General features: G+C 56.5%; 22 protein-coding genes. 12 read left to right on the top strand and 10 right to left on the bottom strand.

Annotation, left to right across the window (positions count from 1 at the left end; genetic code table 11):
* The first annotated feature begins 55 nt into the window (after positions 1–55).
* Genes ACTJI7_RS19025 through araD form a run of 4 tightly spaced genes read left to right on the top strand, consistent with a single transcriptional unit; the run spans position 56 to position 3763 of the window.
* A complete protein-coding gene (locus ACTJI7_RS19025; protein ID WP_063155254.1) occupies positions 56–1561 on the top strand; it encodes an FGGY-family carbohydrate kinase in 1506 nt (501 codons plus the stop codon).
* The gene (gene ulaD / locus ACTJI7_RS19020; RefSeq protein ID WP_063155186.1) at positions 1558–2211 is read left to right on the top strand and encodes a 3-keto-L-gulonate-6-phosphate decarboxylase UlaD; all 654 of its coding nucleotides are present in this window, start codon (positions 1558–1560) and stop codon (positions 2209–2211) included. Before ACTJI7_RS19025 ends, ulaD begins: the two co-directional genes overlap by 4 nt.
* Positions 2212–2213: 2 nt before the next feature.
* Positions 2214–3074, top strand: coding sequence for an L-ribulose-5-phosphate 3-epimerase (locus ACTJI7_RS19015; RefSeq protein WP_045260035.1), 861 nt, complete (start codon positions 2214–2216; stop codon positions 3072–3074).
* Positions 3068–3763, top strand: coding sequence for an L-ribulose-5-phosphate 4-epimerase (gene araD / locus ACTJI7_RS19010; protein ID WP_041911632.1), 696 nt, complete (start codon positions 3068–3070; stop codon positions 3761–3763). Before ACTJI7_RS19015 ends, araD begins: the two co-directional genes overlap by 7 nt.
* On the opposite strand, the gene ACTJI7_RS19005 is transcribed toward araD, so the two are convergent.
* Complete coding sequence (locus ACTJI7_RS19005; RefSeq protein ID WP_063155187.1) at positions 3764–4582, bottom strand: helix-turn-helix domain-containing protein; 819 nt, start codon at positions 4580–4582, stop codon at positions 3764–3766.
* Positions 4583–4807: 225 nt separating this feature from the next.
* Between ACTJI7_RS19005 and ACTJI7_RS19000 the strand changes: the two genes are divergently transcribed.
* Both ACTJI7_RS19000 and ACTJI7_RS18995 read left to right on the top strand, forming a co-directional pair.
* Positions 4808–6208 (top strand): MFS transporter, encoded by a 1401-nt coding sequence (locus ACTJI7_RS19000; protein WP_028015059.1) that lies wholly within the window; start codon positions 4808–4810, stop codon positions 6206–6208.
* A gap of 10 nt (positions 6209–6218) precedes the next feature.
* Positions 6219–8168, top strand: coding sequence for a glycoside hydrolase family 127 protein (locus ACTJI7_RS18995; RefSeq protein WP_063155188.1), 1950 nt, complete (start codon positions 6219–6221; stop codon positions 8166–8168).
* Between the two features lie 43 nt (positions 8169–8211).
* Here ACTJI7_RS18995 and ACTJI7_RS18990 read toward each other — a convergent pair whose 3' ends face one another.
* The 3 genes from ACTJI7_RS18990 to ACTJI7_RS18980 all read right to left on the bottom strand — a co-directional run bounded on the left by ACTJI7_RS18990 (position 8212) and on the right by ACTJI7_RS18980 (position 9766).
* A complete protein-coding gene (locus ACTJI7_RS18990) occupies positions 8212–8616 on the bottom strand; it encodes a type II toxin-antitoxin system HicB family antitoxin (protein WP_045630266.1) in 405 nt (134 codons plus the stop codon).
* A gap of 14 nt (positions 8617–8630) precedes the next feature.
* A complete protein-coding gene (locus ACTJI7_RS18985; RefSeq protein WP_041911637.1) occupies positions 8631–8816 on the bottom strand; it encodes a type II toxin-antitoxin system HicA family toxin in 186 nt (61 codons plus the stop codon).
* Positions 8817–9025: 209 nt separating this feature from the next.
* Positions 9026–9766, bottom strand: a complete 741-nt coding sequence (locus ACTJI7_RS18980; RefSeq protein WP_402740596.1) for a MipA/OmpV family protein — start codon at positions 9764–9766, stop codon at positions 9026–9028.
* Between the two features lie 117 nt (positions 9767–9883).
* Between ACTJI7_RS18980 and ACTJI7_RS18975 the strand changes: the two genes are divergently transcribed.
* Complete coding sequence (locus ACTJI7_RS18975) at positions 9884–10849, top strand: LysR family transcriptional regulator (RefSeq protein ID WP_059357123.1); 966 nt, start codon at positions 9884–9886, stop codon at positions 10847–10849.
* Here ACTJI7_RS18975 and aldB read toward each other — a convergent pair.
* The gene (aldB, locus tag ACTJI7_RS18970) at positions 10846–12384 is read right to left on the bottom strand and encodes an aldehyde dehydrogenase AldB (protein WP_041911639.1); all 1539 of its coding nucleotides are present in this window, start codon (positions 12382–12384) and stop codon (positions 10846–10848) included. The genes ACTJI7_RS18975 and aldB overlap by 4 nt on opposite strands.
* Before the next feature lie 165 nt (positions 12385–12549).
* On the opposite strand from aldB, the gene ACTJI7_RS18965 reads away from it, so the two are divergent.
* The gene (locus ACTJI7_RS18965; protein WP_028015053.1) at positions 12550–13434 is read left to right on the top strand and encodes an ROK family protein; all 885 of its coding nucleotides are present in this window, start codon (positions 12550–12552) and stop codon (positions 13432–13434) included.
* 3 nt (positions 13435–13437) lie between these two features.
* Here ACTJI7_RS18965 and selB read toward each other — a convergent pair whose 3' ends face one another.
* The 5 genes from selB to ACTJI7_RS18940 all read right to left on the bottom strand — a co-directional run bounded on the left by selB (position 13438) and on the right by ACTJI7_RS18940 (position 18956).
* Complete coding sequence (gene selB / locus ACTJI7_RS18960) at positions 13438–15276, bottom strand: selenocysteine-specific translation elongation factor (protein ID WP_236299501.1); 1839 nt, start codon at positions 15274–15276, stop codon at positions 13438–13440.
* Entirely contained in the window at positions 15273–16658 is a 1386-nt protein-coding gene (selA, locus tag ACTJI7_RS18955) for an L-seryl-tRNA(Sec) selenium transferase (protein ID WP_236299503.1), read from the bottom strand. Before selA ends, selB begins: the two co-directional genes overlap by 4 nt.
* A gap of 103 nt (positions 16659–16761) precedes the next feature.
* Positions 16762–17370 carry a glutathione S-transferase gene (locus ACTJI7_RS18950; protein WP_402740598.1) on the bottom strand — a complete coding sequence of 203 codons (609 nt, stop codon included), beginning with the start codon at positions 17368–17370 and terminating at the stop codon, positions 16762–16764.
* A gap of 90 nt (positions 17371–17460) precedes the next feature.
* On the bottom strand, positions 17461–18597 hold the full coding sequence (locus ACTJI7_RS18945; protein ID WP_028015049.1) for an HlyD family secretion protein: 1137 nt from the start codon (positions 18595–18597) through the stop codon (positions 17461–17463).
* Between the two features lie 2 nt (positions 18598–18599).
* Complete coding sequence (locus ACTJI7_RS18940; RefSeq protein ID WP_248223759.1) at positions 18600–18956, bottom strand: DUF3302 domain-containing protein; 357 nt, start codon at positions 18954–18956, stop codon at positions 18600–18602.
* 633 nt (positions 18957–19589) lie between these two features.
* Here ACTJI7_RS18940 and ACTJI7_RS18935 point away from each other — a divergent pair.
* The 4 genes from ACTJI7_RS18935 (at position 19590) to ACTJI7_RS18920 (ending at position 23755) form a co-directional block, all read left to right on the top strand.
* Positions 19590–21497 carry a PTS mannitol transporter subunit IICBA gene (locus ACTJI7_RS18935; protein ID WP_028015047.1) on the top strand — a complete coding sequence of 636 codons (1908 nt, stop codon included), beginning with the start codon at positions 19590–19592 and terminating at the stop codon, positions 21495–21497.
* 102 nt (positions 21498–21599) lie between these two features.
* Positions 21600–22748: a mannitol-1-phosphate 5-dehydrogenase gene (mtlD, locus tag ACTJI7_RS18930; protein WP_440670577.1), complete on the top strand. Its 1149-nt coding sequence runs from the start codon at positions 21600–21602 to the stop codon at positions 22746–22748.
* Positions 22745–23335 (top strand): mannitol operon repressor MtlR, encoded by a 591-nt coding sequence (gene mtlR, locus ACTJI7_RS18925; protein ID WP_028015045.1) that lies wholly within the window; start codon positions 22745–22747, stop codon positions 23333–23335. The genes mtlD and mtlR overlap by 4 nt, the downstream gene beginning before the upstream one ends.
* Before the next feature lie 57 nt (positions 23336–23392).
* Positions 23393–23755 (top strand): YibL family ribosome-associated protein, encoded by a 363-nt coding sequence (locus tag ACTJI7_RS18920; protein ID WP_015572767.1) that lies wholly within the window; start codon positions 23393–23395, stop codon positions 23753–23755.
* Positions 23756–23766 lie beyond the last annotated feature (11 nt).

Here is a 23766-nt window from a genome sequence, read left to right as displayed (position 1 = left end):
ACCGAACCGTAGGCCGGGTAAGCGAAGCGCCACCCGGCGAATAAGTGAGATGAAGATGAGTGAAAAAGAGCCCTTCTGGCTGGGTATCGATTGTGGCGGTACTTATCTGAAAGCCGGGTTATACAACCGCCAGGGAAAGGAAATGTGTATCGAACGTCGCTCGGTTGCCACGCTCAGCCCACGCGCAGGCTATGCGGAGCGGGATATGCACCAGCTCTGGCAGCACTGCCACGCTACCGTCGCCACGCTGCTCAAACGTTCAGGCGTAGACGGAGAGCAGATCAAAGGCGTCGGCATTTCTGCTCAGGGCAAAGGACTGTTTCTACTCGATAAACAGGATCGGCCCCTGGGCAACGCCATGCTCTCTTCTGACCGCCGGGCGCTGGAGATTGTGCAACGCTGGCAGCAGGACGGCATTCCAGAAAAACTCTATCCGCATACGCGCCAGACGCTGTGGACCGGGCATCCGGCCTCGCTTCTGCGCTGGGTAAAAGAGAATGAGCCTCAGCGCTTCGAGAAAATTGGCTGCGTGATGATGGCGCACGATTATCTTCGCTGGTGCCTCACCGGCACCAAAGCCTGCGAAGAGAGCAACATTTCGGAGTCCAATCTCTACAATATGAATACCGGCCAGTACGACCCACAGCTCACACGCTGGCTCGGTATCAGCGAAATTGACGGCGCCCTGCCGCCGATTGTCGGTTCAGCAGAAATTTGCGGGGAAATCACCGCTCAGGCAGCCGCCCTGACCGGTCTCGCGGCGGGTACGCCCGTCGTTGGTGGACTGTTTGACGTGGTTTCCACCGCGATCTGCGCCGGGCTACACGACGAACATACGTTGAATGCCGTAATGGGCACCTGGGCCGTCACCAGCGGGATTGCGCATGGCATTCGCGACAGCGAGCCGTTTCCCTACGTCTATGGCCGCTACGTTCATCCGCAGCAGTACATCGTTCACGAAGCCAGCCCGACTTCCTCCGGCAACCTGGAGTGGCTCACCGCGCAGTGGGGCGATATGTCATTCGATGAAATCAACCATGCCGTCGCCGGTCTGCCAAAAGCCGGAAGCGATCTGATTTTCCTGCCCTTCCTCTACGGCAGCAACGCGGGTCTGGAGATGACCAGCGGTTTCTACGGCATGCAGGCGCTACACGCCCGCGCGCACCTGCTGCAGGCGGTTTACGAAGGCGTGGTATTCAGCCACATGACCCATCTTAACCGCATGCTTGAGCGCTTTACCGAGGTGAAGGCACTGCGCGTCACGGGTGGCCCGGCCCATTCGGACGTGTGGATGCAGATGCTTGCGGACGTCAGCGGTCTGACAATTCAATTACCCCAGGTAGAAGAGACTGGCTGTTCCGGTGCAGCGCTGGCCGCACTGGTCGGTACAAGCATCTATCCCGATTTCCACACGGCGCAACGCGCCCTTAAACATGACATCCGGGTGATTGAACCCGACATGGACGCCCATGCGGCCTATCAACGCAAATATCACCGCTATCAGTTACTGATTTCAGCATTACAGGGCTATCACGCCCAGGTTAAGGAGCACGACCTATGAGCCGACCATTACTGCAGCTGGCGCTCGATCACACCTCACTTCAGGCCGCGCAGCGCGATGTTGCCCTGCTTGTGGATCACGTCGATATCGTCGAAGCCGGTACCCTTTTATGTCTGACCGAAGGACTAAGCGCCGTCCGCGCGCTGTGCAAACAGTGCCCGGAGAAAATTATCGTGGCGGACTGGAAAGTGGCCGATGCCGGAGAGACGCTGGCAGAACAGGCGTTTGGCGCGGGCGCGAACTGGATGACCATTATCTGCGCCGCTCCGCTGGCGACCGTTGAGCGAGGCCACGAGGTGGCACTGCGCTGCGGAGGAGAAATCCAGATAGAGCTCTTTGGTAACTGGACGCTGGACGACGCGCGCGCATGGCAACGTATCGGCGTAAAACAGGCGATATACCACCGGGGAAGAGACGCGCAGGCCAGCGGTCAGCAGTGGGGCGAGGCGGATCTCGCCAGAATGAAAGCCCTCTCGGATATCGGTTTACAGCTTTCGATTACCGGCGGCATCACGCCTGCCGATCTCCCCCTGTTTAAGCAAATCAACGTCAAAGCGTTTATCGCCGGGCGCGCGCTGGCGGGCGCGGATAATCCGCCGCAGGTGGCACAGGCATTCCATTCGCAAATCCGCGATATCTGGGGAGCGTAACCATGCGTCAGCATCCGTTAGGTATTTATGAAAAAGCGCTGCCGAAAGATCTCTCCTGGCCGGAACGCCTGGTCCTGGCGAAGAGCTGCGGATTCGATTTCGTTGAGATGTCGGTTGATGAAACCGACGAGCGTTTATCGCGCCTTGAGTGGAGTACCACGCAGCGCGCCTCTCTGGTTGAAGCGATGCTGGAAACCGGGGTGTCTATCCCTTCTATGTGCTTGTCTGCCCACCGTCGCTTCCCGTTCGGCAGCCGCGACGAAACGGTGCGCCAGCGCGCCCGTGAGATCATGACCAAAGCCATCAGGCTGGCACGCGACTTAGGTATTCGCACCATTCAGCTTGCGGGTTATGACGTCTATTACGAAGAGCACGATGAAGGTACTCAACAACGTTTTGCCGAAGGACTGGCATGGGCCGTCGAGCAGGCCGCCGCCGCACAGGTGATGCTGGCGGTCGAGATCATGGATACCGCATTTATGAATTCCATCAGCAAGTGGAAAAAGTGGGACAGCATGCTCGCCTCGCCGTGGTTCAGCGTTTACCCGGACGTTGGCAACCTGAGCGCGTGGGGTAACGACGTTACCGCCGAGCTGACGCTGGGCATTGACCGCATTGCGGCTATTCACCTGAAAGATACCCAACCCGTTACCGCGCAAAGCCCCGGACAGTTCCGCGATGTACCGTTTGGCGATGGCTGCGTCGATTTTGTCGGCGTGTTTAACACGCTGAATAAGCTGAACTATCGCGGCGCGTTTCTGATTGAAATGTGGACCGAAAAAGCCAAAGAGCCGGTGCTGGAGATTATCCAGGCACGCCGCTGGATTGAAGCCCGTATGCAGGAAGGAGGCATGACATGTTAGAACAACTCAAAACCGAGGTACTGGCGGCAAACCTGGCGCTGCCAGCCCACCAGCTGGTGACCTTTACTTGGGGCAACGTCAGCGCAATAGATCGCGAAAGCGGTATGATGGTCATCAAGCCGTCCGGCGTGGAGTACGACGTGATGACGGCGGAGGATATGGTGGTGGTGAACATTGCCACCGGCCTGGTGGTCGAAGGCAGTAAAAAACCCTCCTCTGACACACCAACCCATCTGGCACTGTATCGCCGTTATCCGGAGATTGGCGGCATCGTACATACCCATTCCCGCCACGCCACCATCTGGTCGCAGGCGGGACAGGATTTACCCGCCTGGGGCACGACGCACGCAGACTATTTCTACGGAGCGATCCCCTGCACGCGGCTGATGACCACGGCAGAAATTGCCGGGGAATACGAATACCAGACGGGCGAAGTGATCATTAAAACCTTCGAGGAGCGCGATCTCAGCCCAATGCAGGTCCCGGCGGTACTGGTTCACTCCCACGGCCCGTTCGCCTGGGGCAAAGACGCTGCCGATGCGGTCCACAATGCCGTCGTGCTGGAAGAGTGCGCCTATATGGGCCTGTTCTCACGCCAGCTCGCACCACAGTTACCGGCTATGCAGCAGGCGCTGCTGGACAAGCATTATCTGCGCAAGCACGGGGCGAACGCCTATTACGGGCAGTAATCAACCGGAATTAATATGCTCTTTACAGTACCGCCGTTTCCAGACGGCGGGGGTTAACCCGGTATGCTTCGAAAATATCTGTCGGAAATATCCCACGTCGTTAAAGCCGCAGCGCGCTGCGACCTCGGTTAATGACGCAGCGTCGTTGAGCAGGAGTTTTTCCGCCGCCCTGACGCGCTGGCGATGTATCGCCTCCGTCAGGGTTAAATGGAAAGTCCGGCGAAAGACGCGCCCGAGATAATCTGCATTACAGTGCAACGCTTTTGCCAGCTGCGAGGTGGATATCGGTAAATGAAACTGCGTGCGAATAAGCTGTTTTGCCTTCCATGCCATCGCCGCGCCGGCCTGATCTGCGCTGTCTTCATATCCTGAAGAGTTTGACACCTGCTGTAAAATCAATAATAAAATCATCTCCAGCGCCAGGCTTCGCCGTAATTTCTCCTGCTCGCTGAGGAATTGACGAAAGAGCGCAATCACATATTCCGCATCCCTTACGCGGCAGTGTTGTTCTATTGCCAGAGGAGCAGCGTTGGGTAACGTTAGATCTTGCGGCTCCACCTCAAAATGCAGCCAGTAAAAGCGCAGGTCCGCCGGGAAATCCTCCACGCCCACATGCCGACGCTGCGGCCAGAGCAACAAACTCTCTCCCGCATTAACATCAAAAACATGATTTTCTTCCTGGATCGTTAAAGTCCCTTTTTCGACAAAAATAACCTCCCACGATGTTAATTTTCGCGCAGGGTGGCGGCCCACTCCGCGGGAGATAAATAGCCCGCCATTTTGAACCTTAACCGGAAGCGCTATGGATAATTCGAGCATGGATATTCACCATTCCGCTTTTATTGTCGTTAATATTCGACTTACCCGTTGATTATTAATCAATATTAAAATATCTGTCCGATCGGAATCACATTTTTATCATCAGGTCGGAATCGTCACCTTTTTATACTTTTCCCTTCCCTTGTTGGCCTTCCCGTTCGATGCAGAATAAAGAGGTACCCAGCATAAATACGATAATAAATTCGATCTCCGAGGAGTTACTTCATGACTTCCACACCGATTACAGACGCAGACGCTGCAAAACAGAAAGTCGATGACCGGCTGTCCGTCCGCGAGAAAATGGGCTACGGCCTGGGCGATGCGGGCGGCACGGTGATTACCTGCCTGATCATGAACTTTCTGACCTTTTTCTATACCGATGTATTTGGTCTCACCCCTGCGCTGGTGGGCACGCTGTTTATTGCCCTTCGCGTGTTTGACGCCATTTCCGATCCGGTGATGGGCGTCATTGCTGACCGCACGCAGAGCCGCTGGGGCCGATTTCGTCCCTGGCAGCTGTGGGTCGCCGTCCCAATAGGCATTATCGGCGTAATGACCTTCACCGTTCCGGAAGCCAGCATGGGCGTGAAAATCGCCTGGGCGTTCGGCACCTATTTGCTATTGTCCGTGGGCTATACCGCCATCAACGTGCCCTACTGCGCGCTGATCAACACCATGACCACCCGCCACAACGAGGTGATCGCCTGCCAGTCCTGGCGCTTTGTGCTGTGCGGCGTGGCGGGCTTTCTGGTCTCCGTTGGCCTGCCGTGGCTGGTAGCGGAGCTGGGTCAGGGCGATGCCGCGAAGGGTTATCAACTGGGCGTTGGCGTGCTGTGCGCTATCGCCGTGGTGATGTTCTTGTGCTGCTTCTTCTGGGTTCGCGAACGCGTTCCGCTGGCGCTGATGGGCAAATTCACCCTGCGCGAGCACCTGGCGGGCCTGCGTAAAAACGATCAGCTGCTGCTGATGTTGTTGATGTCGTTTCTGCTGATCAACGTCTTCAACATTCGCGGCGGTGGATATATGTACTTTATCACTTACGTGCTTCAGGGCAGCACGGCGTACACCTCGCTGTTTTTCACCATGGTGACCTTTGCCGCTATTCTGGGCGCAGTGATCGTCAGCCCGCTGTCGCGCCGTATTGATACCGTCAAACTCTACTACTACACCAACCTGGTGCTCGCTGCGCTTGCGGTGGGCATGTGGTTTCTGCCGGGTGGCCCGGCGCACCAGACGCTATGGCTGATCGTCATTTTAAGCAACGGCGTGATCCTGGGCTTCACCCTGCCGCTGCACTTCTCGCTAATGGCTTTTGCCGATGACTACGGCGAGTGGAAAACCGGCGTGCGTTCGTCGGGCATGAACTTCGCCTTCAACCTGTTTTTCATCAAGCTTGCGTGGGCATCCAGCGCCGGGATTATCAGCCTGGTGTTTATTGCCGTGGCCTATCAGCCAGGCGCGGGCAACCAGACGCCAGCCTCACTGCAGGGCATCACCGCCATGGAGACGCTGCTGCCTGCCCTTTTCCACCTGCTGCTGGCGGTCGCTATCCGCTGGTGCAGGCTTAATAACCCAATGATGTCGCGCATTTCCACCGACCTGCGCCAGCGTCACGTACCGTCCTGAGGAGAACGCTATGTTCATAATGGAACCCGACCTGCACCAGCTGAAAATCAACGATCCGTTTCTCGGGCAATATCAACGGCTGGTCCGTGACGTGGTGATCCCTTACCAGTGGGATGCGCTAAACGACCGCGTGGCGGAGGCCGAACCCAGCCACGCCATCGCCAACTTCCGCATCGCGGCCGGGCTGGAACAGGGGGAATTTTACGGGATGGTGTTTCAGGACAGCGACGTGGCGAAATGGCTCGAAGCCGTGGCGTGGTCGCTGTGCCAGAAGCCGGATGCAGCACTGGAAAAAACCGCCGACGAGGTGATTGAGCTGGTCGCGGCAGCGCAGTGTGAAGATGGCTACCTCAACACCTACTTTACGGTAAAAGCCCCCGAGGAACGCTGGACGAATCTGGCCGAATGCCACGAGCTGTACTGCGCCGGGCATATGATTGAAGCGGGCGTGGCGTATTTCCAGGGAACCGGAAAACGTCGCCTGCTGGACGTGGTGTGCAGGCTGGCGGACCATATCGACAGCGTGTTTGGCCCGGGAGAAACACAGCTACACGGTTACCCTGGTCACCCGGAAATCGAGCTGGCGCTGATGCGGCTGTACGACGTCACGCAGGAGCCGCGTTATCTCAATCTGGTGAAATACTTTATTGAAGAACGCGGCGCGCAGCCTCACTTCTACGATAGCGAATACGAGAAGCGCGGCAAAACATCTTACTGGAACACCTATGGTCCGGCGTGGATGGTCAAGGACAAAGCCTACAGCCAGGCGCATCTGCCCCTTGCGGAACAACAAACGGCCATCGGCCATGCCGTGCGTTTCGTCTATCTGATGGCGGGCATGGCGCATCTGGCGCGCCTGAGCAACGACGAGGGGAAACGCCGGGACTGTCTGCGGCTGTGGAACAACATGGCGCAGCGCCAGCTGTACATTACCGGCGGGATTGGCTCGCAGAGCAGCGGCGAGGCGTTCAGCAGCGATTACGATCTGCCCAACGATACGGTTTACGCCGAAAGCTGCGCCTCAATCGGCCTGATGATGTTCGCCCGCCGGATGCTGGAGATGGAGGCAGACGGCCACTACGCCGACGTGATGGAGCGCGCGCTGTACAACACGGTGCTGGGCGGGATGGCGCTGGACGGTAAGCATTTCTTTTATGTCAATCCACTGGAAGTGCATCCGAAAACGCTGGCCTTTAACCATATCTATGACCACGTGAAGCCGGTGCGTCAGCGCTGGTTCGGCTGCGCCTGCTGCCCGCCGAATATCGCCCGCGTGCTGACCTCGCTGGGGCACTACATTTATACCGTTCGCCCGGATGCGCTGCTGATAAACCTGTACGTGGGGAACGACGTCGCCATTCCGGTGGGCGATAACGCCCTACAGCTGCGCATTAGCGGTAACTATCCGTGGCAGGAGCAGGTGAAGATTGAAATCACCTCGCCGGTTACGGTCACCCACACGCTGGCACTCAGGCTGCCGGACTGGTGCGCGGAGCCTGCCGTTTCGCTGAATGGCGAAGCCATTACCGGTGAAGTGTCACGCGGATACCTCTACCTCAACCGCCGCTGGCAGGAAGGCGACACCCTGACCCTGACGCTACCGATGCCGGTCCGCCGCGTGTACGGTAACCCCCAGGTGCGCCAGCAGGCGGGTAAAGTCGCGCTACAGCGCGGGCCGCTGGTTTACTGCCTGGAAGAAGCTGATAACGGCGCCAACCTGCATAACCTCTCCTTGCCCCGAGATAGCGAGTTCCGGGTGTATGAAGGCAAAGGCATTTTCGCGCATAAGATGCTGATACAGACAGAGGGAATTGGGTGTCACATGAAGGAAACGGATGCGCTGTGGCAGTACGACCGCTCGCCGGTACAGCGCCAGCCCCGGACGTTGACCTTTATTCCGTGGTTTAGCTGGGCTAACCGGGGAGAAGGGGAAATGCGGATATGGGTGGATGAAGGCTGAATAGCGGCGGTCTGTTGCCCTCACCCACGGGAGAGGTTGAACGCTATGGCAGCACGCGACGTGCTGCCTCAGCAAGAAATGCGCTTCGATTACCGAACTGAGGATGCTCGCTGACAAAGGAATCAATCTTTACCAGCAAACGTCGAGGCATCGTGATGTTGATACGCTCGGCTCTGCCGTCAAACTGCCTCATATTAATATCCACCAGCAACCATTGCCCGCCCGTGAAGTCGTCAGGGTGATTTTCAAGGTGCACTTCGACATTCCCCGGAAGAGGCAATGCTTCATCCATTTCAAACAGCGCTTCGAAGTGCGCGGTGAGCGCCTCACGTGCATCCTGAAAAGCGTCGTCCAGGGAATCACCTGCAAAAAAACAGCCTGGAACGTCAGGAAAAAAGCCGCTGGCGCTACCGTCGGTGTCAGAATGAATGTAAGCCGGATAAAACATAACTACTCCTGATATCAGTGTTTAATTCCCGCCTGCCGCCATATCTGCGCGAGCGTGCCCGGTTTAATATCCTTCTTAGGATGTGGGACAGTAACCAGCCCTTTCTGTTCGGGATGGCGAAACTGATGATGGCTTCCTTTCGTTCTGACACATTTCCAGCCGTGGCCGATCAGAACGGTAATGACATCCGCACTTTTCACATCCCAGTCCTTCCATGATTATACACATGATACACACCATTGCTATCGGGTCGAATCACATTAGCGCATAAGGAACATTAGTGCAGCCGTGTTTTGGCGGAACAGGAAGAAGCATCGAGAAATGAAAAAGGAATACGTTGTATTGCAGATAAAAATGCAGGCAAGATCGTAGGCCGGGCAAGGCAACGCCGTCGCCCGGCTTTACCGCATCAGAAGCGCCAGGTCAGGCCGGTCATTAGCGCGAAGCTATCATCGCGGTCGATCATCGGGCTGTTCTTCACGTCATCAGGCAACACGGTGTAGACCGCGCTGGCGTTGAGGTACAGCTTCTGGGTTAACTGATATTTAGCTACCAGACCAACGTAGGGCGTCCAGCTGTCACCGGCGGTGTATTGATCCAGCCCTGAGCGGCGTGACTCGCTGCCGGATACGCCGTAGTAGTAGTCGTTATAGCTCTCGTCGCTGTAAAAAACACCGACAGAAGGCGTCAGGGTCAAACGCTCCATCCTGATTGGACGGAAGTAGGATACCTCGCCCACCACGCCGCCGCTTTCATCCGTGGCATCGCCTGAGACCGCCACTTTCAGAGAACCCCAGCTTTCGTGGCGGTAGTACGCACCGCCGAGGAACGCAGAGGCTTTACGCTCATCAAGCTGCTTCATCTGGTGGTCGTCGTTATCATCCGGATCAAAATGCAGCGGCATCCAGGATGCGGTCAGGCTGAGTTCATTTTTTGCGTCTTTCCACAGGATCCATCCGCCCGTGGTCTGACGAACATAGAAGCGATCGCCCTCATAGCTAATTAACGGCACCGCGGTGGTATTTTCGTTATAGCCTTTATAAGGAGACTCATTAAATACGGCCCCCGCGCCAAGTGAAAAATCACCGGCCATTGCAGAAGAGGTTGCAAATAACGTGGAAGCAATCAGTAAATTGTATTTAATAGTCATGTGAAGTAATCCATTTATACGCCAAATAAGCGGGGCGAATAATAATGGTTACAAATTTGCCTGTGCAACGCTGCAGTTTATATAATATTATATATAAAACCATATAGATGGGTGCGCATGATGAATAAATTACAGCTAAAGCCACGCGAGTTAAAAATAATCTCCGTCATCGCAGCCACCCACAGCATTGGTGATGCCGCCGCCCTGCTGGGCATGGCGCAGGCCAACGTCAGTAAATATCTCTCGGATTTTGAAACGCGGGTTGGGCTTAAGGTTTTTGAGCGCACGACCCGCCAGCTCGCTCTGACGCAGTTCGGTGAAGCATTACTCCCCTATGTCGACGCCACGCTGGACAAAAACACGCAACTTATTAATTTCATTGCCGATTATAAGCATGAAAAGCGTGGAAAAGTCACGATTTACGCCCCAACGGGCATTGTGACCTATCTCGCGCGCCACGTGATCCACCAGATAAAGGACATCGGGGACATTCGCATTTCCCTGAAAACCTACAACCTGGACCGCAACGAATATTCAGAAGGTGTGTCCTTCCCGGATGACTGTGATATTTTAATTACCTATGCTCAGCCAAAAGATGAAAGTCTGGTCGCCAGCGTGTTAGCAAAATATTCCGTCACTGCATTCGCAACCCAGGAATATTTAAATAAACATCCTTTAACCGGACCTGAAGATTTAATTAATCACTCCTGTATTCTGATCGACTCCATGCTGGTCGATGACGCCAACATCTGGCGTTTTCGCATGCATGGCAGTGATGATGTGCATGATTATCGGGTAACCGGAAACTATATTTGCGACAATACCCAGACGGCCCTGGAGCTGGCAAGAAATAATCTTGGCATTGTGTTCGCGCCGAAAGAAAGCCTGAAGAAGGAATTAACGCAAGGCACGCTGGTCCCCTGTTTCCCGCATCAGGAAGAGTGGTGGCTCGATCTGACCGCCATCTTCCGCAAGCGCGAATATCAGCCCTGGCGCGTACAATATGTTCTGGATGGTGTCCTCAACTGTCTGCGCCAGCAAATTGCTCAGGCCGTCCATGGACGGCCTGAACTGGGCGATTAGAATAGCCCCAGCGGTTTATCGGAGTAGCTGACAAGCAGACATTTCGTCTGCTGGTAATGCTCCAGCATCATCTTGTGCGTTTCACGCCCGATGCCCGACTGCTTATACCCGCCAAATGCCGCGTGAGCCGGATAGGCGTGGTAGCAGTTGGTCCATACGCGCCCGGCCTGTATACCCCTGCCCATTTTATAGGCCAGATTACCGTTACGGCTCCAGACTCCCGCCCCCAGGCCATACGGCGTGTCGTTGGCAATCTCCAGCGCCTCCTCCATCGTTTTGAAGGTAGTCACCGCCAGCACCGGTCCGAAAATCTCCTCCTGGAAGACGCGCATGTTGTTCTGCCCGAACAGGATCGTCGGCTCAAGGTAATACCCTTCCTGCAGATCCCCGCCGAGCACCTTACGGCGACCGCCGGTCAGGATATCCGCCCCTTCCTTCTTGCCGATATCGATGTAGTTGAGGATAGTTTCAAGCTGGCCATGCGAGACCTGCGCCCCCATCTGCGTAACGTTATCGAGCGGGTTACCGCTGCGGATAGACTCGACGCGGCGAATGGCCCGCTCCATAAAGCGCTCGTAGATGGACTCCTGCACCAGCGCGCGGCTTGGGCAGGTGCAGACTTCGCCCTGGTTAAAGGCAAACAGCGCAAACCCTTCCAGCGCCTTGTCGAAGAAAGCGTCCTCTTCCTCCATCACGTCCGCGAAGAAGATGTTCGGGGACTTCCCGCCCAGCTCCAGGGTCACCGGAATGATGTTTTGCGTGGCGTACTGCATAATCTGCTGGCCCACTTCCGTCGACCCGGTAAAAGCCACTTTAGCGATCCGTTTTGAGGTGGCCAGATATTCCCCTATCTCACCGCCCGCGCCGTTCACCACGTTAATCACCCCCGGCGGCAGAAGATCGGCAACAATTTCCATCAGCAGCAGGACAGAGAGCGGGGTTAAACGCGCCGGTTTAAGCACAATGCAGTTCCCGGCGGCCAGCGCGGGCGCCATTTTCCAGCTCGCCATCAGCAGCGGGAAGTTCCACGGAATAATTTGCCCGACGACCCCCAGCGGCTCGTGGAAGTGGTACGCCACGGTGTCGCTATCTACCTCGCTTATTCCGCCCTCCTGCGCGCGAATACAGGAGGCAAAATAGCGGAAGTGGTCGATAGCCAGCGGCACGTCTGCCGCCATCGTTTCCCGGATCGGCTTGCCGTTATCCCAGGTTTCCGCCGTCGCCAGCAGCTCCAGGTTCTGCTCCATCCGGTCGGCGATTTTGAACAAAATGGCCGCGCGCTCCTGAACGGAGGTATGGCCCCATTTATCTTTCGCTTTGTGCGCCGCATCCAGCGCCAGATCGATATCCCGCTTGCCGGAGCTGGCAATCTCGCACAGCGGCTGGCCGGTAACGGGCGTCAGGTTGGAATAGTATTCGCCGTCGACGGGGGCCACCCAGTCGCCGCCGATAAAATTGTCATAACGGGGCTTCAGCTTGAGGGGAAAACCATACTCGCCGGGCTGGATACGCGAAGAGGGAGGATTGTTTGTCATGACCGTCTCCTTGCTGTTGGTGTACAACAAGGGTAGTCCCGGCTGGCGGTTTTCTCGCCAGTGGGTGACGGGTTTACGAGCCGTATCACGGATTACCGTACTTTACGTTTCGTTTCTGCCACTGAGCCATACTTAACAGCTCAAGGGCTCATGAGGAACGATGCGATGCAGCTGTTTATCGGTTTTGATGTAGGCGGAACCCACATCAAACACGGCGTGATTGATGAAAATGGCAAGGAGCTGACGACGGACGAGTACGATACTCCTGAGGATAAAAACACCTTCAAAAAGAAGTGGAAAGCGGTAGTTGAAGCGTATCAGGACGAACACGACATTGTCGGTATCGGCGTGAGCTTTCCCGGCCATATTAACCACCACAGCGGCGAAGCGGCAAAAGCGGGCGCGCTCGACTATCTCGACGGCGAAAACCTGTGCGAACTCTTCGCCGGGCTGACCGACCTTCCCGTCACCGTGGAAAACGACGCCAACTGTGCGGCGCTGGGCGAGCGCTGGCAGGGCGCGGGTAAGGACTACGAGCATTTCGTCTGCATCACCATCGGCACGGGCATCGGTGGCGGGATTGTGATGGAAGGCGATCTTTATCGCGGGTCGCATTACCGCGCTGGCGAATTTGGCGTGCTGCCCGTCGGTAATAACGGCGAACCCATGCATGACGTGGCGTCGGCCAGCGGCCTGATGAAAGCCTGCCGCCGCGCGCTGGCCGTATCAGAAGAAGAGATGCCTGACGGCGAGGAGCTGTTTAAACGCATGGAGAGCGACGTGCATCTGCGTGAGGCCATTGAGGAGTGGGCCCATTGCCTCTCGCGCGGCGTTTACAGCGTAATCTCGATGTTCGATCCACAGGCAGTGCTGATTGGCGGCGGGGTAAGCGAGCAGGAGAAAATCTATCTCCTGCTCGATAAGTACCTGCAGCGATTCGAGGAGTGGGAGGCGCTCAAGGTGCCCATTCTGCCCTGCGAGCTGGGTAACCAGGCGGGAAGGCTGGGCGCGGTATGGCTGGCAAAACAAAAACTCTCCCGCCGCACGTAGCGCTCAGGGGAACAACTGCGCGTCGCGAAGCAGATGGTCATTACCCCGGCGACGCGTAAAACCGATGCGGTTGAAATATTCCAGGATCTGGATCGCCAGCTTGCGCCCAACGTTCAGCCGGTCGCGGAAATCGGCTGCGCAGGTGGAGCCGCGCGCCTGATCCAGTTCGCGGATCAGGTTAGCAAACGCCACAATGCGATCGTTACGGTAATAACGATCTTTCACGATCGCGACTATCAGCCCCTGCTGCGCCGCATGGCGCAATACCTGGCGCATCACCTGCTCGTCGGTGTTCGTTTCACGCGCCAGATCGCGAACCCACCACGGTTCATCGCCAAACAGTGAGGCCACTTTTTGCCAGATTGCCTCCTGCTCTGCGGTGAACCCGGCTTTGTGATCCGGCAGGTGCAGCCAGCCGTGATGGCTTTTAATCACCCCGCTTTCGCGCATGTTTTCAATCAGCAGCAGCACCAGCGCATCGTCTTCCATCGGCAGCGCCATGCGTCGCAGGCGCTCACGACCAGGACCGGGTTCATCCTGATGCTGTTCATGGTAAGTGGCGAGCGTGTTCAGGATCTTACGCTGCCAGTTTGCCGCAACCGGCGCATCGAGCAGGCTGTTGCCGGCCTGAATAAAGCCCGGCTGTTGGGTCAGCTGATGCAACCCTTCGCCGCTCAGCTGGCGTGCCCATGCAAAATCACTCAGGCTCACGGCCCCGCGCTCAAGATGCACCCGCAGCGCGGCGTTATCATCCTGAGCCTGTGCAAGCGCAGCCAGCCATTGCAGGTATTCAGGCTTACGCTTGCCGCGTCGCGGCGGGTTCAGCGTCACTACCCGCGCCCCGGCCAGCGTTTCCCGTGCGGAAATGTCCCGCAGTACCAGACGGTCGTTATCCGCCAGCCAGAGCGGCGAATCAAAAACCAGTTCGGCAAGATCGTTTTCCAGCAGGGACACGCGCCCGGTAATATGGCTGGCCGCGTGGTGAATATGCAGCGGCTGCCATTGGGTCAGCGGGACGTTTGTCTGCAGGGAGACAATCACGCGTTCAGACGGTTCCGGCGGGGCATCGGCCAGCAGCCAGTCGCCGCGATTAAGCTGCTCTTTTTCCGCATCCCCGGCAATGTTGAGCGCGATCCGCTGCCCGGCGTGGGCGTGCTCCGCAGGCTGATTTTGCGCATGTAAGCCGCGCACGCGCATCGGTTTATTAACGCCCGTCAGCCAGAGGCTATCGCCCACCTTCACTTCACCGCTTAACGCCGTACCGGTGACCACCAGCCCCGCGCCTTTGACGGTAAACGCCCGGTCAATCGCCAGACGGAAGCGGTGATGGCTGGCGTGCTCACGCGACGAAAGCTGCTGTAAATGGTGGCGAAGTTCGCCGATACCGCGCTCTTCTGTCGCTACGGTGACAAAAAGCGGTGCATCGGCAAAACCATATTCCCGTAAGGTCGCCTGCACCGCTTCGCGCACCTCGCTGACGCGCGCGTCGTCAACGCGATCGGCTTTAGTCAGCGCCACGGTCAACTGCGGGTTGCCTGTCAGCTGGAGGATCGCCAGATGCTCACGGGTTTGCGCCATCACGCCGTCATCGCAGGCCACCACAAGCAGGGCATGATCGATGCCCCCCACGCCCGCCAGCATGTTGGAAAGAAATTTTTCATGCCCCGGAACATCAATAAAGCCCAGCACGCGGCCATCGGGCTGGGGCCAGTAGGCATAGCCAAGATCGATGGTCATGCCGCGCTTTTTCTCTTCCGGCAGACGATCGGCGTTTATGCCGGTAATTGCCTGCAGTAACGTGGTTTTTCCGTGGTCGACGTGACCGGCGGTGGCAATAATCATTTCAACAACATCTCCAGAAATCGCTCTTCATCTTCAAGGCAGCGCAGATCCAGCCACATGCGGCCGTCGTAAATCCGTCCGATAACCGGCGTCGGCAGGCCACGCCAGCGCAACGACAGGGCCTCAAGGCGGCTACCGCGCCCGTCACGCGGGGTGAAGGTGAGCGCTTGACTCGGCAGCCTGTCCACCGGCAGCGAACCGCTGCCAATTTGCGACTGGCAGGGCTCAATGCGAACGTCAAAATCGGGGTAGTGCGGGGCAACGCGCGGCAGCAGCCGTTCGGCCTGGGCGCGAATCGAGGCGGCATCCCGGCTTAACAGGCGCAGCGTGGGCAGGCGGTCAGCCAGTTTCTCCGGGTGGAGATAGAGGCGCAGCGTCGCGTCCAGCGCGGAAAGGGTCATTTTATCGGCGCGCAGGGCGCGCTTGAGCGGGTGCTGCTGCAGCTGCGCAATCAGCTCGCGCTTGCCGACGATAATTCCGGCCTGCGGCCCGCCCAGCAGTTTGTCGCCGGAAAAGCTGACCAGGCTCACGCCCGCCGCAATCATCTGTTGCGGCATCGGCTCTTCAGGCAGCCCGTACTGGCTGAGATCCACCAGCGAACCGCTGCCGAGATCGGCAATCACCGGAATATTCAGCTCACGCCCAATCGCCGCCAGCTCGGCCTCTTCAACCGTTTTGGTGAAGCCTTCAATATGATAATTGCTGGCGTGGACCTTCATCAGCAGGGCGGTGTTTTCATTCACCGCCGCGCGATAATCTTTCGCATGGGTACGGTTAGTCGTACCCACTTCATGCAGCGTGCAGCCCGCCTGGCGCATCACGTCCGGGATGCGAAACGCCCCGCCAATCTCCACCAGCTCGCCGCGGGACACCACCACCTCTCTGCCGCTCGCGGTCGCCGCCAGCATCAGCAGCACCGCCGCCGCGTTGTTATTCACAATGCAGGCATCTTCCGCACCGGTTAGCTGGCAGAGCAGATCCGCCAGCGCGCGATCGCGATGCCCGCGCCCGGCGCCATCCAGATCGTACTCCAGCGTCACCGGCGAGCGCATGGCCTGCACGACCGCAGCCACCGCCTCTTCCGCCTGCTGGGCGCGTCCCAGGTTGGTGTGCAGCACGGTCCCCGTCAGGTTGACCACCGGGCGTAACGCGCTTTGCGCCTTCTCACCCAGCCGATGCTCAACTTCCTGCTCCCACGCTGCACACCAGTCAGGCAAGGCGTTTTCGGCCTGGATATGGCCTCGGGCTTCATCCTGAAGCAGACGTAACATCTCCACCGTCGCGGTATGGCCGAAGCGCTCAACGGCAGCGTGAATGCGGGGCTCGCGAAGAAGTCGGTCGGTCGCGGGGATCTGGCTGTACAGCGAATGATGAGTAGTCATGAAAGCGCCTGGCGAGTAAATATCTTCCCCCCTCCCGACGGGAGAGGGAGTTAACATATGGAGGGATTGTACCGCCTCCGACGCCGAAGTGTTATAACCCGCGTCAAGCCTTTGGCGGTTCGGTGCGGGCAAAGCTCTCGCGGCTAAAGAGCGATTCTGCGAGTTTCACCAGCAGCGGACGGTCAACGCACCAGCCAGGGGACACCCGGCGGAAGTTGAGATAGCCGATGGCGCAGGCGATGGCGATGGTTGCCAGGTCCAGGCTGTCGGTGTGGATCTTGCCCTCCCGGATAAGCTTTTCGCACATATCCAGACTGCGGCTGATTTTTTCCCGCTGGCGCAGCAGCTCGTTTTCTGACTGCTGGGCGGCGGGCCTTGCCTGCTCGCGAACGGAGGTGAGTGCTGCATCCATAATGCCGTCGGCCAGGGCTTCAATTTGCTTCACCGCCAGCGCCGCTTTAGGGTCAGACGGCAGCATTGACGGGGCAATGCCCAGCTGTTCGATATACTCCGCAATAATGGGGGAATCGAACCAGTATTCGCCCTCGTCCGTCACCAGCGCCGGAACTTTCCCCAGCGGGTTATACTGCGCGACGCCGTTTTCGGCGTTGTAGGGCTGTTCATTAACGAATTCAAATTCAATCCCTTTCTCCAGCAGGAGAATCGAGATTTTTCGCACGAAGGGACTGGTGTAGCTACCGATGAGTTTCATTGCCTGATCCTTGATGCCGGGAAAAAGTCAGTATGGATCAAGCGATGAAAAAAGGGCAGATATGCGTGTCGCATTCCCGCCCCGGAAGGATTAGTGATCGAGATAGAGGTAGTGCATCCAGCTGGTCATACGCAGCAGCACTTTACGCATCACCGAGACGTGGGCGAAATGATCCGAATAGACCGCCACCTGGGCATAAATACCGTCCGGCAAAGCATCGACGTCGGCGTTAGGCTCCAGTTCAATCAGCGCCTGTACGCCATCCGTACCCGGCGCAACGGTCAGTGCCTGCAATGCGCCCTGCGCCTGATACGACCCGCCCGGCACTACCGGCAGAACGCTGGTGAGCTTACCGGTGAAAACCTGGCCCGGCAGCGCGTTAAATACCACTTCCGCTTCATCGCCCGGCTTCAGACGCAGCAGCGAGTTCTGACGGAACTGGGCCACAATCTGGCGCTTCTGTTCAGGAATGAAGACCATCACCGGGCGCAGCGGCAGCGCGGCGGCATAGGTTCCCGGACGAATCAGCACCTGGGTGATATAGCCATTGCTCGGCGCGCGCACCACGGTCTGATCGAGGTTGTATTTTGCTTCAGCAAGCTGGGCGCGTAACGAGGCAATCTGCGACTGCTCGCCGTTCACCATGCTGTCCAGCTGGCTTTGAATCTGCGTCTGCTCAGCAACGGAGCCTTTCACCATGGCATCCTGCGCCAGATAGTTCTGCCGCGCGTTATCAATATCGCTTTCAGAGAACGGATTCACCTTCGCCTGGCTGCCTTTGAGGTAGCGCTGATAATCTTTATATAGTCGATCGCGCTCAGCGGAGACGCGTGTCGTATTGGCAACCGCTTCCGAAAGCTGCGCTTTCAGAGTGTCGATATTGTGCGTCGCGGTCACCAGGTCCGCCTTCAGTCTGTCGACGCGCGCCTGATAGCGGCCCGGATCCAGTTTAAATAACACTTCGCCTTTTTTAATGAGCTGGTTATTTTTATCGGTCACTTCAGTAACCACCCCCGTGACCTGCGGCGTAATCGGAATGGAAATTACCGCTTTTTGCGCCGTAAAGGTATACGGATGGTTATAGTTCATTAGTAGAATGAGTCCGGCAACAATAAACACCCCGCCTAACGTCGCGGTAGCAAGCGTCCACTGATTTACCGGAATACGGAATATTTTAAAGATTGCCCAGGCAAATGCCACATAGGTCAGAATAATCAACAGATCCATGATTAGCGCTCCAGCATGTTTTTATCATCAGAGGGCTGAACCGCTGCCAGCTTGTGTTCTAACTCGGCCACGCGTTTGGCCAGCGCATCCATCCCCGGAACTTCATCAGGCTTAGTGATGTGGTTCTGCATGCCCCAGCCGCGATCTTCGCGGTACAGCGTGGCCCAAATCCACAGGAACGGCCAGATGGCATGGAGCGTAAACAGGCTGATCCAGCCTGCCGTATGAATAGCATCGGCATGGGGATGATTACGTTTTTTAGCCATATTATAGGGGATGTCATGGATGGCGATGATTCCGTAAAAAAGAACCAGAAATACAAAAATCAACACACCCAGCGCGAAATAGTTGAGAAACATAGTCTCCTCACTTAAACAACGTCAACTCATTACATTAATAAAACAGCACGCAGCCTAATTAATTTATTTTTAAATTTAAAAGGCACACTGATTATTTCAGAGCCGGGGAGTATCGGTTTTTATAATATCTCCACGCAAGTTTATAAGCGTGTCAAAATATATCCTGAATAATAATATACTCAACCTTACATTATGAGCGTAATTCAGGTTTCAACTTTCCGCCATACTACATATGAAAACTGTTTTATTAGCTTTCCGTGTTACTCGAGGCCGTCCTGACGCCGATCGCAGTCGGAGAAATCTGCATAAAAATATTTTGTGAAACCAGTCACAATCCAGAAACAAACACGCAAAAACAAAATGTGATATCAATCACATAAAGAGGTGGTTTTTGCTCTATTTTTCGCCATCGTATTTTTTTACTCGCCTATTTTGTGACTCAGATCACTTCATTCAACGCCACACCCCCTACATTTACGTGACATACATCACACAAAATTCCGCTATCTGGACAGTTGAACGATTCAGTGCCAGATTTCACAGCATCAGAACAGGGTCCGGCTACCTCTGCCGCCTCATTAACAATAAACCTCGGGCCGCAAGCCTAAGCGTAAACAGAAGAAGGGGTGTTTTATGTCATCCGATTTCAAGATCAAAGTTCAAAGCTTTGGTCGTTTCCTCAGCAACATGGTGATGCCAAATATCGGCGCGTTTATCGCGTGGGGTATTATCACCGCATTGTTCATTCCGACAGGGTGGTTGCCTAACGAAACGCTGGCGAAACTTGTTGGCCCAATGATTACCTATCTCCTGCCGCTGCTCATCGGTTATACCGGTGGTCGTCTGGTGGGCGGTGACCGTGGTGGCGTCGTGGGTGCCATCACAACCATGGGCGTGATCGTCGGTGCGGATATGCCGATGTTCCTCGGTGCGATGATTGCCGGTCCTCTGGGCGGCTGGGCGATTAAGAAATTCGACGTCTGGGTTGATGGCAAGATCAAGTCCGGCTTCGAAATGCTGGTGAACAACTTCTCTGCGGGCATCATCGGGATGATCCTCGCGATTCTGGCGTTCCTCGGCATTGGTCCGGCTGTTGAAGTGCTGTCCAAACTGCTGGCAGCGGGCGTTAACTTCATGGTGGCGCACGACATGCTGCCACTGGCGTCTATCTTCGTTGAACCGGCGAAAATCCTGTTCCTGAACAACGCCATTAACCACGGTATCTTCTCGCCGCTGGGTATTCAGCAGTCTCACGATCTCGGCAAGTCCATCTTCTTCCTGATTGAAGCGAACCCGGGTCCGGGTATGGGCGTTCTGCTGGCGTACATGTTCTTTGGTCGCGGCAGCGCGAAGCAGTCTGCTGGCGGCGCGGCTATCATCCACTTCCTGGGCGGTATCCACGAAATTTACTTCCCGTACGTGCTGATGAACCCACGTCTGATCCTGGCCGTTATCCTCGGCGGTATGACTGGTGTGTTCACCCTGAGCGTGCTGGGCGGCGGTCTGGTCTCCCCTGCTTCTCCAGGCTCTATCCTGGCGGTGCTGGCGATGACGCCGAAAGGCGCGTACTTCGCGAACATCGCGGCGATCTGTGCGGCGATGGCAGTCTCCTTCGTGGTCTCTTCTATCCTGCTGAAAACCAGCAAGGTGAAAGAAGACGACGATATCGAAGCGGCAACCCGTCGTATGCACGACATGAAAGCCGAATCCAAAGGTGCGACCCCGCTGGCGGCTGGCGATGTTTCTAACGACCTGAGCCACGTGCGTAAAATCATCGTTGCCTGCGACGCCGGTATGGGTTCCAGCGCAATGGGTGCAGGCGTGCTGCGTAAGAAAGTGCAGGATGCGGGTTTGACCAATATCTCTGTGACCAACAGCGCGATTAACAACCTGCCGCCGGACGTTGACCTGGTCATCACGCACCGCGATCTGACCGAGCGCGCTATGCGTCAGGTACCGCAGGCACAGCACATCTCGCTGACCAACTTCCTGGACAGCGGCCTGTACACCAGCCTGACCGAACGTCTGGTTGCCGCGCAGCGCCACGAAGACAACGAAGTGAAAGTGCGCACCAGCCTGCAGGACAGCTTTGACGAGAGCAACGCTCACCTGTTTAAGCTGGGCGCGGAGAACATCTTCCTCGGCCGTACCGCGAGCACCAAAGAAGAGGCGATTCGCTTTGCCGGTGAACAGTTGGTGAAGGGCGGCTACGTTCAGCCAGAATACGTTGACGCGATGCTGGAACGTGAAAAACTGACGCCAACCTACCTGGGTGAATCCATCGCGGTTCCGCACGGTACGGTTGAAGCGAAAGACCGCGTGCTGAAAACCGGCGTGGTGTTCTGTCAGTATCCTGACGGCGTGCGCTTCGGTGAAGAAGAGGACGACATCGCCCGTCTGGTGATTGGTATCGCCGCTCGCAACAACGAGCATATTCAGGTGATTACCAGCCTGACCAACGCGCTGGATGATGAGTCCGTCATCGAGCGCCTGGCACAAACTGAAAGCGTTGAAGAAGTTCTGGCCCTGCTCAACAAATAGCAGCGCCTCTTCCCTCTCCCCTTCGGGGAGAGGGCTAGGGTGAGGGGGAAACGTTCCTCACCCCAGCCCTCTCGGGTAAAAACATTGATGAAGGTTAACACTATGAAAGCATTACATTTTGGCGCAGGTAATATCGGTCGTGGCTTTATCGGTAAACTGCTGGCAGACGCGGGCATTACCCTGACATTCGCCGATGTGAATCAGGTGGTTCTGGATGCCCTGAATGCCCGTCATAGCTATCAGGTTCATGTGGTGGGTGAAAAGGAACAGGTTGAAACCGTCTCTGGCGTTAACGCGGTCAGCAGCATCGGCGACGACGTGATTGACCTGATCGCCAGCGTTGATCTGGTGACCACCGCCGTGGGTCCGGTGGTGCTTGAACGTATTGCTCCTGCGGTCGCGAAAGGCCTGACGAAGCGTAAAGCACAGGGCATTGAAACACCGCTGAACATCATCGCCTGTGAAAACATGGTGCGCGGCACCACGCAGCTGAAAGGCCACGTTATGGCGGCCGTGGCTGAGGAAGATAAAGCCTGGGTTGAAGCGCACGTCGGGTTTGTGGATTCCGCTGTAGACCGTATCGTTCCGCCGTCCGAATCCGCCACCAACGATCCGCTGGAAGTCACTGTTGAAACCTTCAGCGAGTGGATCGTCGATAAAACTCAGTTCAAGGGCGCGCTGCCGACCATTCCGGGAATGGAACTCACTGATAACCTGATGGCATTTGTCGAACGCAAACTCTTCACGCTGAACACCGGGCATGCTATAACCGCGTACCTCGGAAAGTTGGCCGGTCATCAGACCATTCGCGACGCGATCCTCGATGAGCAGATCCGCGCGGTGGTAAAAGGGGCAATGAAAGAGAGCGGCGCGGTGCTGATCAAACGCTACGGTTTTGATGCTGATAAACACGCAGCATACATCCAGAAAATCCTCGGTCGTTTTGAAAACCCGTATCTGAAAGATGACGTTGAGCGCGTGGGCCGTCAGCCGCTGCGTAAGCTGAGCGCGGGCGACCGCCTGATTAAGCCGCTGCTGGGCACGCTGGAATACGGTCTGCCGCACGCCAACCTGGTGAAAGGGATTGCTGCCGCGATGCACTACCGCAGCGAGCAGGACCCGCAGGCGATTGAGCTGGCTCAGCTGATTGATGACAAAGGCGCGCAGGGTGCGCTGGCGCAGATTTCCGGTCTGGACGCCAGCAGCGACGTGGTTGCGGAGGCGGTTAACGCATACAACGCAACCAAATGATGCAGAATCCGGCGCAGGTAAGCCTGCGCCCGAATAACAGATTGTCAGATATGCAGGCAATAATGGAACAAACCCAGGCCTTTGAAAATCGTGTGCTTGAGCGTCTGAATGCTGGCAAAACCGTACGAAGTTTCCTGATTGCCGCCGTCGAGCTGTTAACCGAGGCGGTGAATATCCTGGTGCTTCAGGTGTTTCGCAAAGACGACTACGCGGTAAAGTACGCTGTAGAACCGTTACTGGACGGAGACGGACCGCTGGGCGATCTGTCGGTGCGTCTGAAGCTGATTTATGGTCTTGGCGTGCTCAACCGCCAGGAGTATGAAGACGCTGAACTGTTAATGGCGCTGCGCGAAGAACTCAATCATGACGGTAATGAGTACACTTTTACCGATGATGAAATCCTGGGACCGTTCGGCGAGCTGCACTGCGTCACCGCCCTGCCTCCTGCTCCCCATTTTGATAACAGCGACCCTGAACTGTACGCGATGCAAAAGCTGCGCTATCAACAGGTTGTCCGTTCCACGATGGTCCTCTCCCTGACTGAGCTGATTTCTAAAATCAGCTTAAAAAAAGCGTTTCAGAAGTAAGCCCGTTCACATTGGTGTATCCTTCCCTGTAATTCCCCCGATTTAGAGTCAATTGTCATGAAAGAAGTCGAAAAGAACGAAATTAAACGCCTGAGCGACCGTCTGGATCTGATCCGTCACCAGATGGCTGGCCTGTCTCTGGTTGATTCCGCCGAGAAATATGCCGAGCTGGAAAAAGAGTCCGTGAAGCTGGAAGCGGAGATTGAGCGCCTGCGCGAAGTGAAAGGCCAGAAGCTGAGCAAAGAAGCGCAGAAGCTGATGAACATGCCGCACCGCCGCGCGATCACCAAAAAAGAGCAGGCCGACATGGGCAAGCTGAAGAAAAGCGTCCGTGGTCTGGTGGTGGTACACCCGATGACTGAGCTTGGCCGCGAAATGGGCCTGAAAGAGATGACGGGTTTTTGTAAGACCGCATTCTGATTTCATGCCGG

The organism is Enterobacter sp. 22499 (genome assembly GCF_052044815.1).
GTDB classification, from domain to species: Bacteria; Pseudomonadota; Gammaproteobacteria; order Enterobacterales; family Enterobacteriaceae; genus Enterobacter; species Enterobacter bugandensis.
This window is presented reverse-complemented; position numbering and strand designations above follow the sequence as displayed.

Excerpts from the sequence above, each read along its gene's own strand:
- ACTJI7_RS19025 (WP_063155254.1), top strand. The coding sequence starts at position 56 with ATGAGTGAAAAAGAGCCCTTCTGGCTGGGTATCGATTGTGGCGGTACT.
- ulaD (WP_063155186.1), top strand. The coding sequence starts at position 1,558 with ATGAGCCGACCATTACTGCAGCTGGCGCTCGATCACACCTCACTTCAG.
- ACTJI7_RS19015 (WP_045260035.1), top strand. The coding sequence starts at position 2,214 with ATGCGTCAGCATCCGTTAGGTATTTATGAAAAAGCGCTGCCGAAAGAT.
- araD (WP_041911632.1), top strand. The coding sequence starts at position 3,068 with ATGTTAGAACAACTCAAAACCGAGGTACTGGCGGCAAACCTGGCGCTG.
- ACTJI7_RS19005 (WP_063155187.1), bottom strand. The coding sequence starts at position 4,582 with ATGCTCGAATTATCCATAGCGCTTCCGGTTAAGGTTCAAAATGGCGGG.
- ACTJI7_RS19000 (WP_028015059.1), top strand. The coding sequence starts at position 4,808 with ATGACTTCCACACCGATTACAGACGCAGACGCTGCAAAACAGAAAGTC.
- ACTJI7_RS18995 (WP_063155188.1), top strand. The coding sequence starts at position 6,219 with ATGTTCATAATGGAACCCGACCTGCACCAGCTGAAAATCAACGATCCG.
- ACTJI7_RS18990 (WP_045630266.1), bottom strand. The coding sequence starts at position 8,616 with ATGTTTTATCCGGCTTACATTCATTCTGACACCGACGGTAGCGCCAGC.
- ACTJI7_RS18980 (WP_402740596.1), bottom strand. The coding sequence starts at position 9,766 with ATGACTATTAAATACAATTTACTGATTGCTTCCACGTTATTTGCAACC.
- ACTJI7_RS18975 (WP_059357123.1), top strand. The coding sequence starts at position 9,884 with ATGATGAATAAATTACAGCTAAAGCCACGCGAGTTAAAAATAATCTCC.
- aldB (WP_041911639.1), bottom strand. The coding sequence starts at position 12,384 with ATGACAAACAATCCTCCCTCTTCGCGTATCCAGCCCGGCGAGTATGGT.
- ACTJI7_RS18965 (WP_028015053.1), top strand. The coding sequence starts at position 12,550 with ATGCAGCTGTTTATCGGTTTTGATGTAGGCGGAACCCACATCAAACAC.
- selB (WP_236299501.1), bottom strand. The coding sequence starts at position 15,276 with ATGATTATTGCCACCGCCGGTCACGTCGACCACGGAAAAACCACGTTA.
- selA (WP_236299503.1), bottom strand. The coding sequence starts at position 16,658 with ATGACTACTCATCATTCGCTGTACAGCCAGATCCCCGCGACCGACCGA.
- ACTJI7_RS18950 (WP_402740598.1), bottom strand. The coding sequence starts at position 17,370 with ATGAAACTCATCGGTAGCTACACCAGTCCCTTCGTGCGAAAAATCTCG.
- ACTJI7_RS18945 (WP_028015049.1), bottom strand. The coding sequence starts at position 18,597 with ATGGATCTGTTGATTATTCTGACCTATGTGGCATTTGCCTGGGCAATC.
- ACTJI7_RS18940 (WP_248223759.1), bottom strand. The coding sequence starts at position 18,956 with ATGTTTCTCAACTATTTCGCGCTGGGTGTGTTGATTTTTGTATTTCTG.
- ACTJI7_RS18935 (WP_028015047.1), top strand. The coding sequence starts at position 19,590 with ATGTCATCCGATTTCAAGATCAAAGTTCAAAGCTTTGGTCGTTTCCTC.
- mtlD (WP_440670577.1), top strand. The coding sequence starts at position 21,600 with ATGAAAGCATTACATTTTGGCGCAGGTAATATCGGTCGTGGCTTTATC.
- mtlR (WP_028015045.1), top strand. The coding sequence starts at position 22,745 with ATGATGCAGAATCCGGCGCAGGTAAGCCTGCGCCCGAATAACAGATTG.
- ACTJI7_RS18920 (WP_015572767.1), top strand. The coding sequence starts at position 23,393 with ATGAAAGAAGTCGAAAAGAACGAAATTAAACGCCTGAGCGACCGTCTG.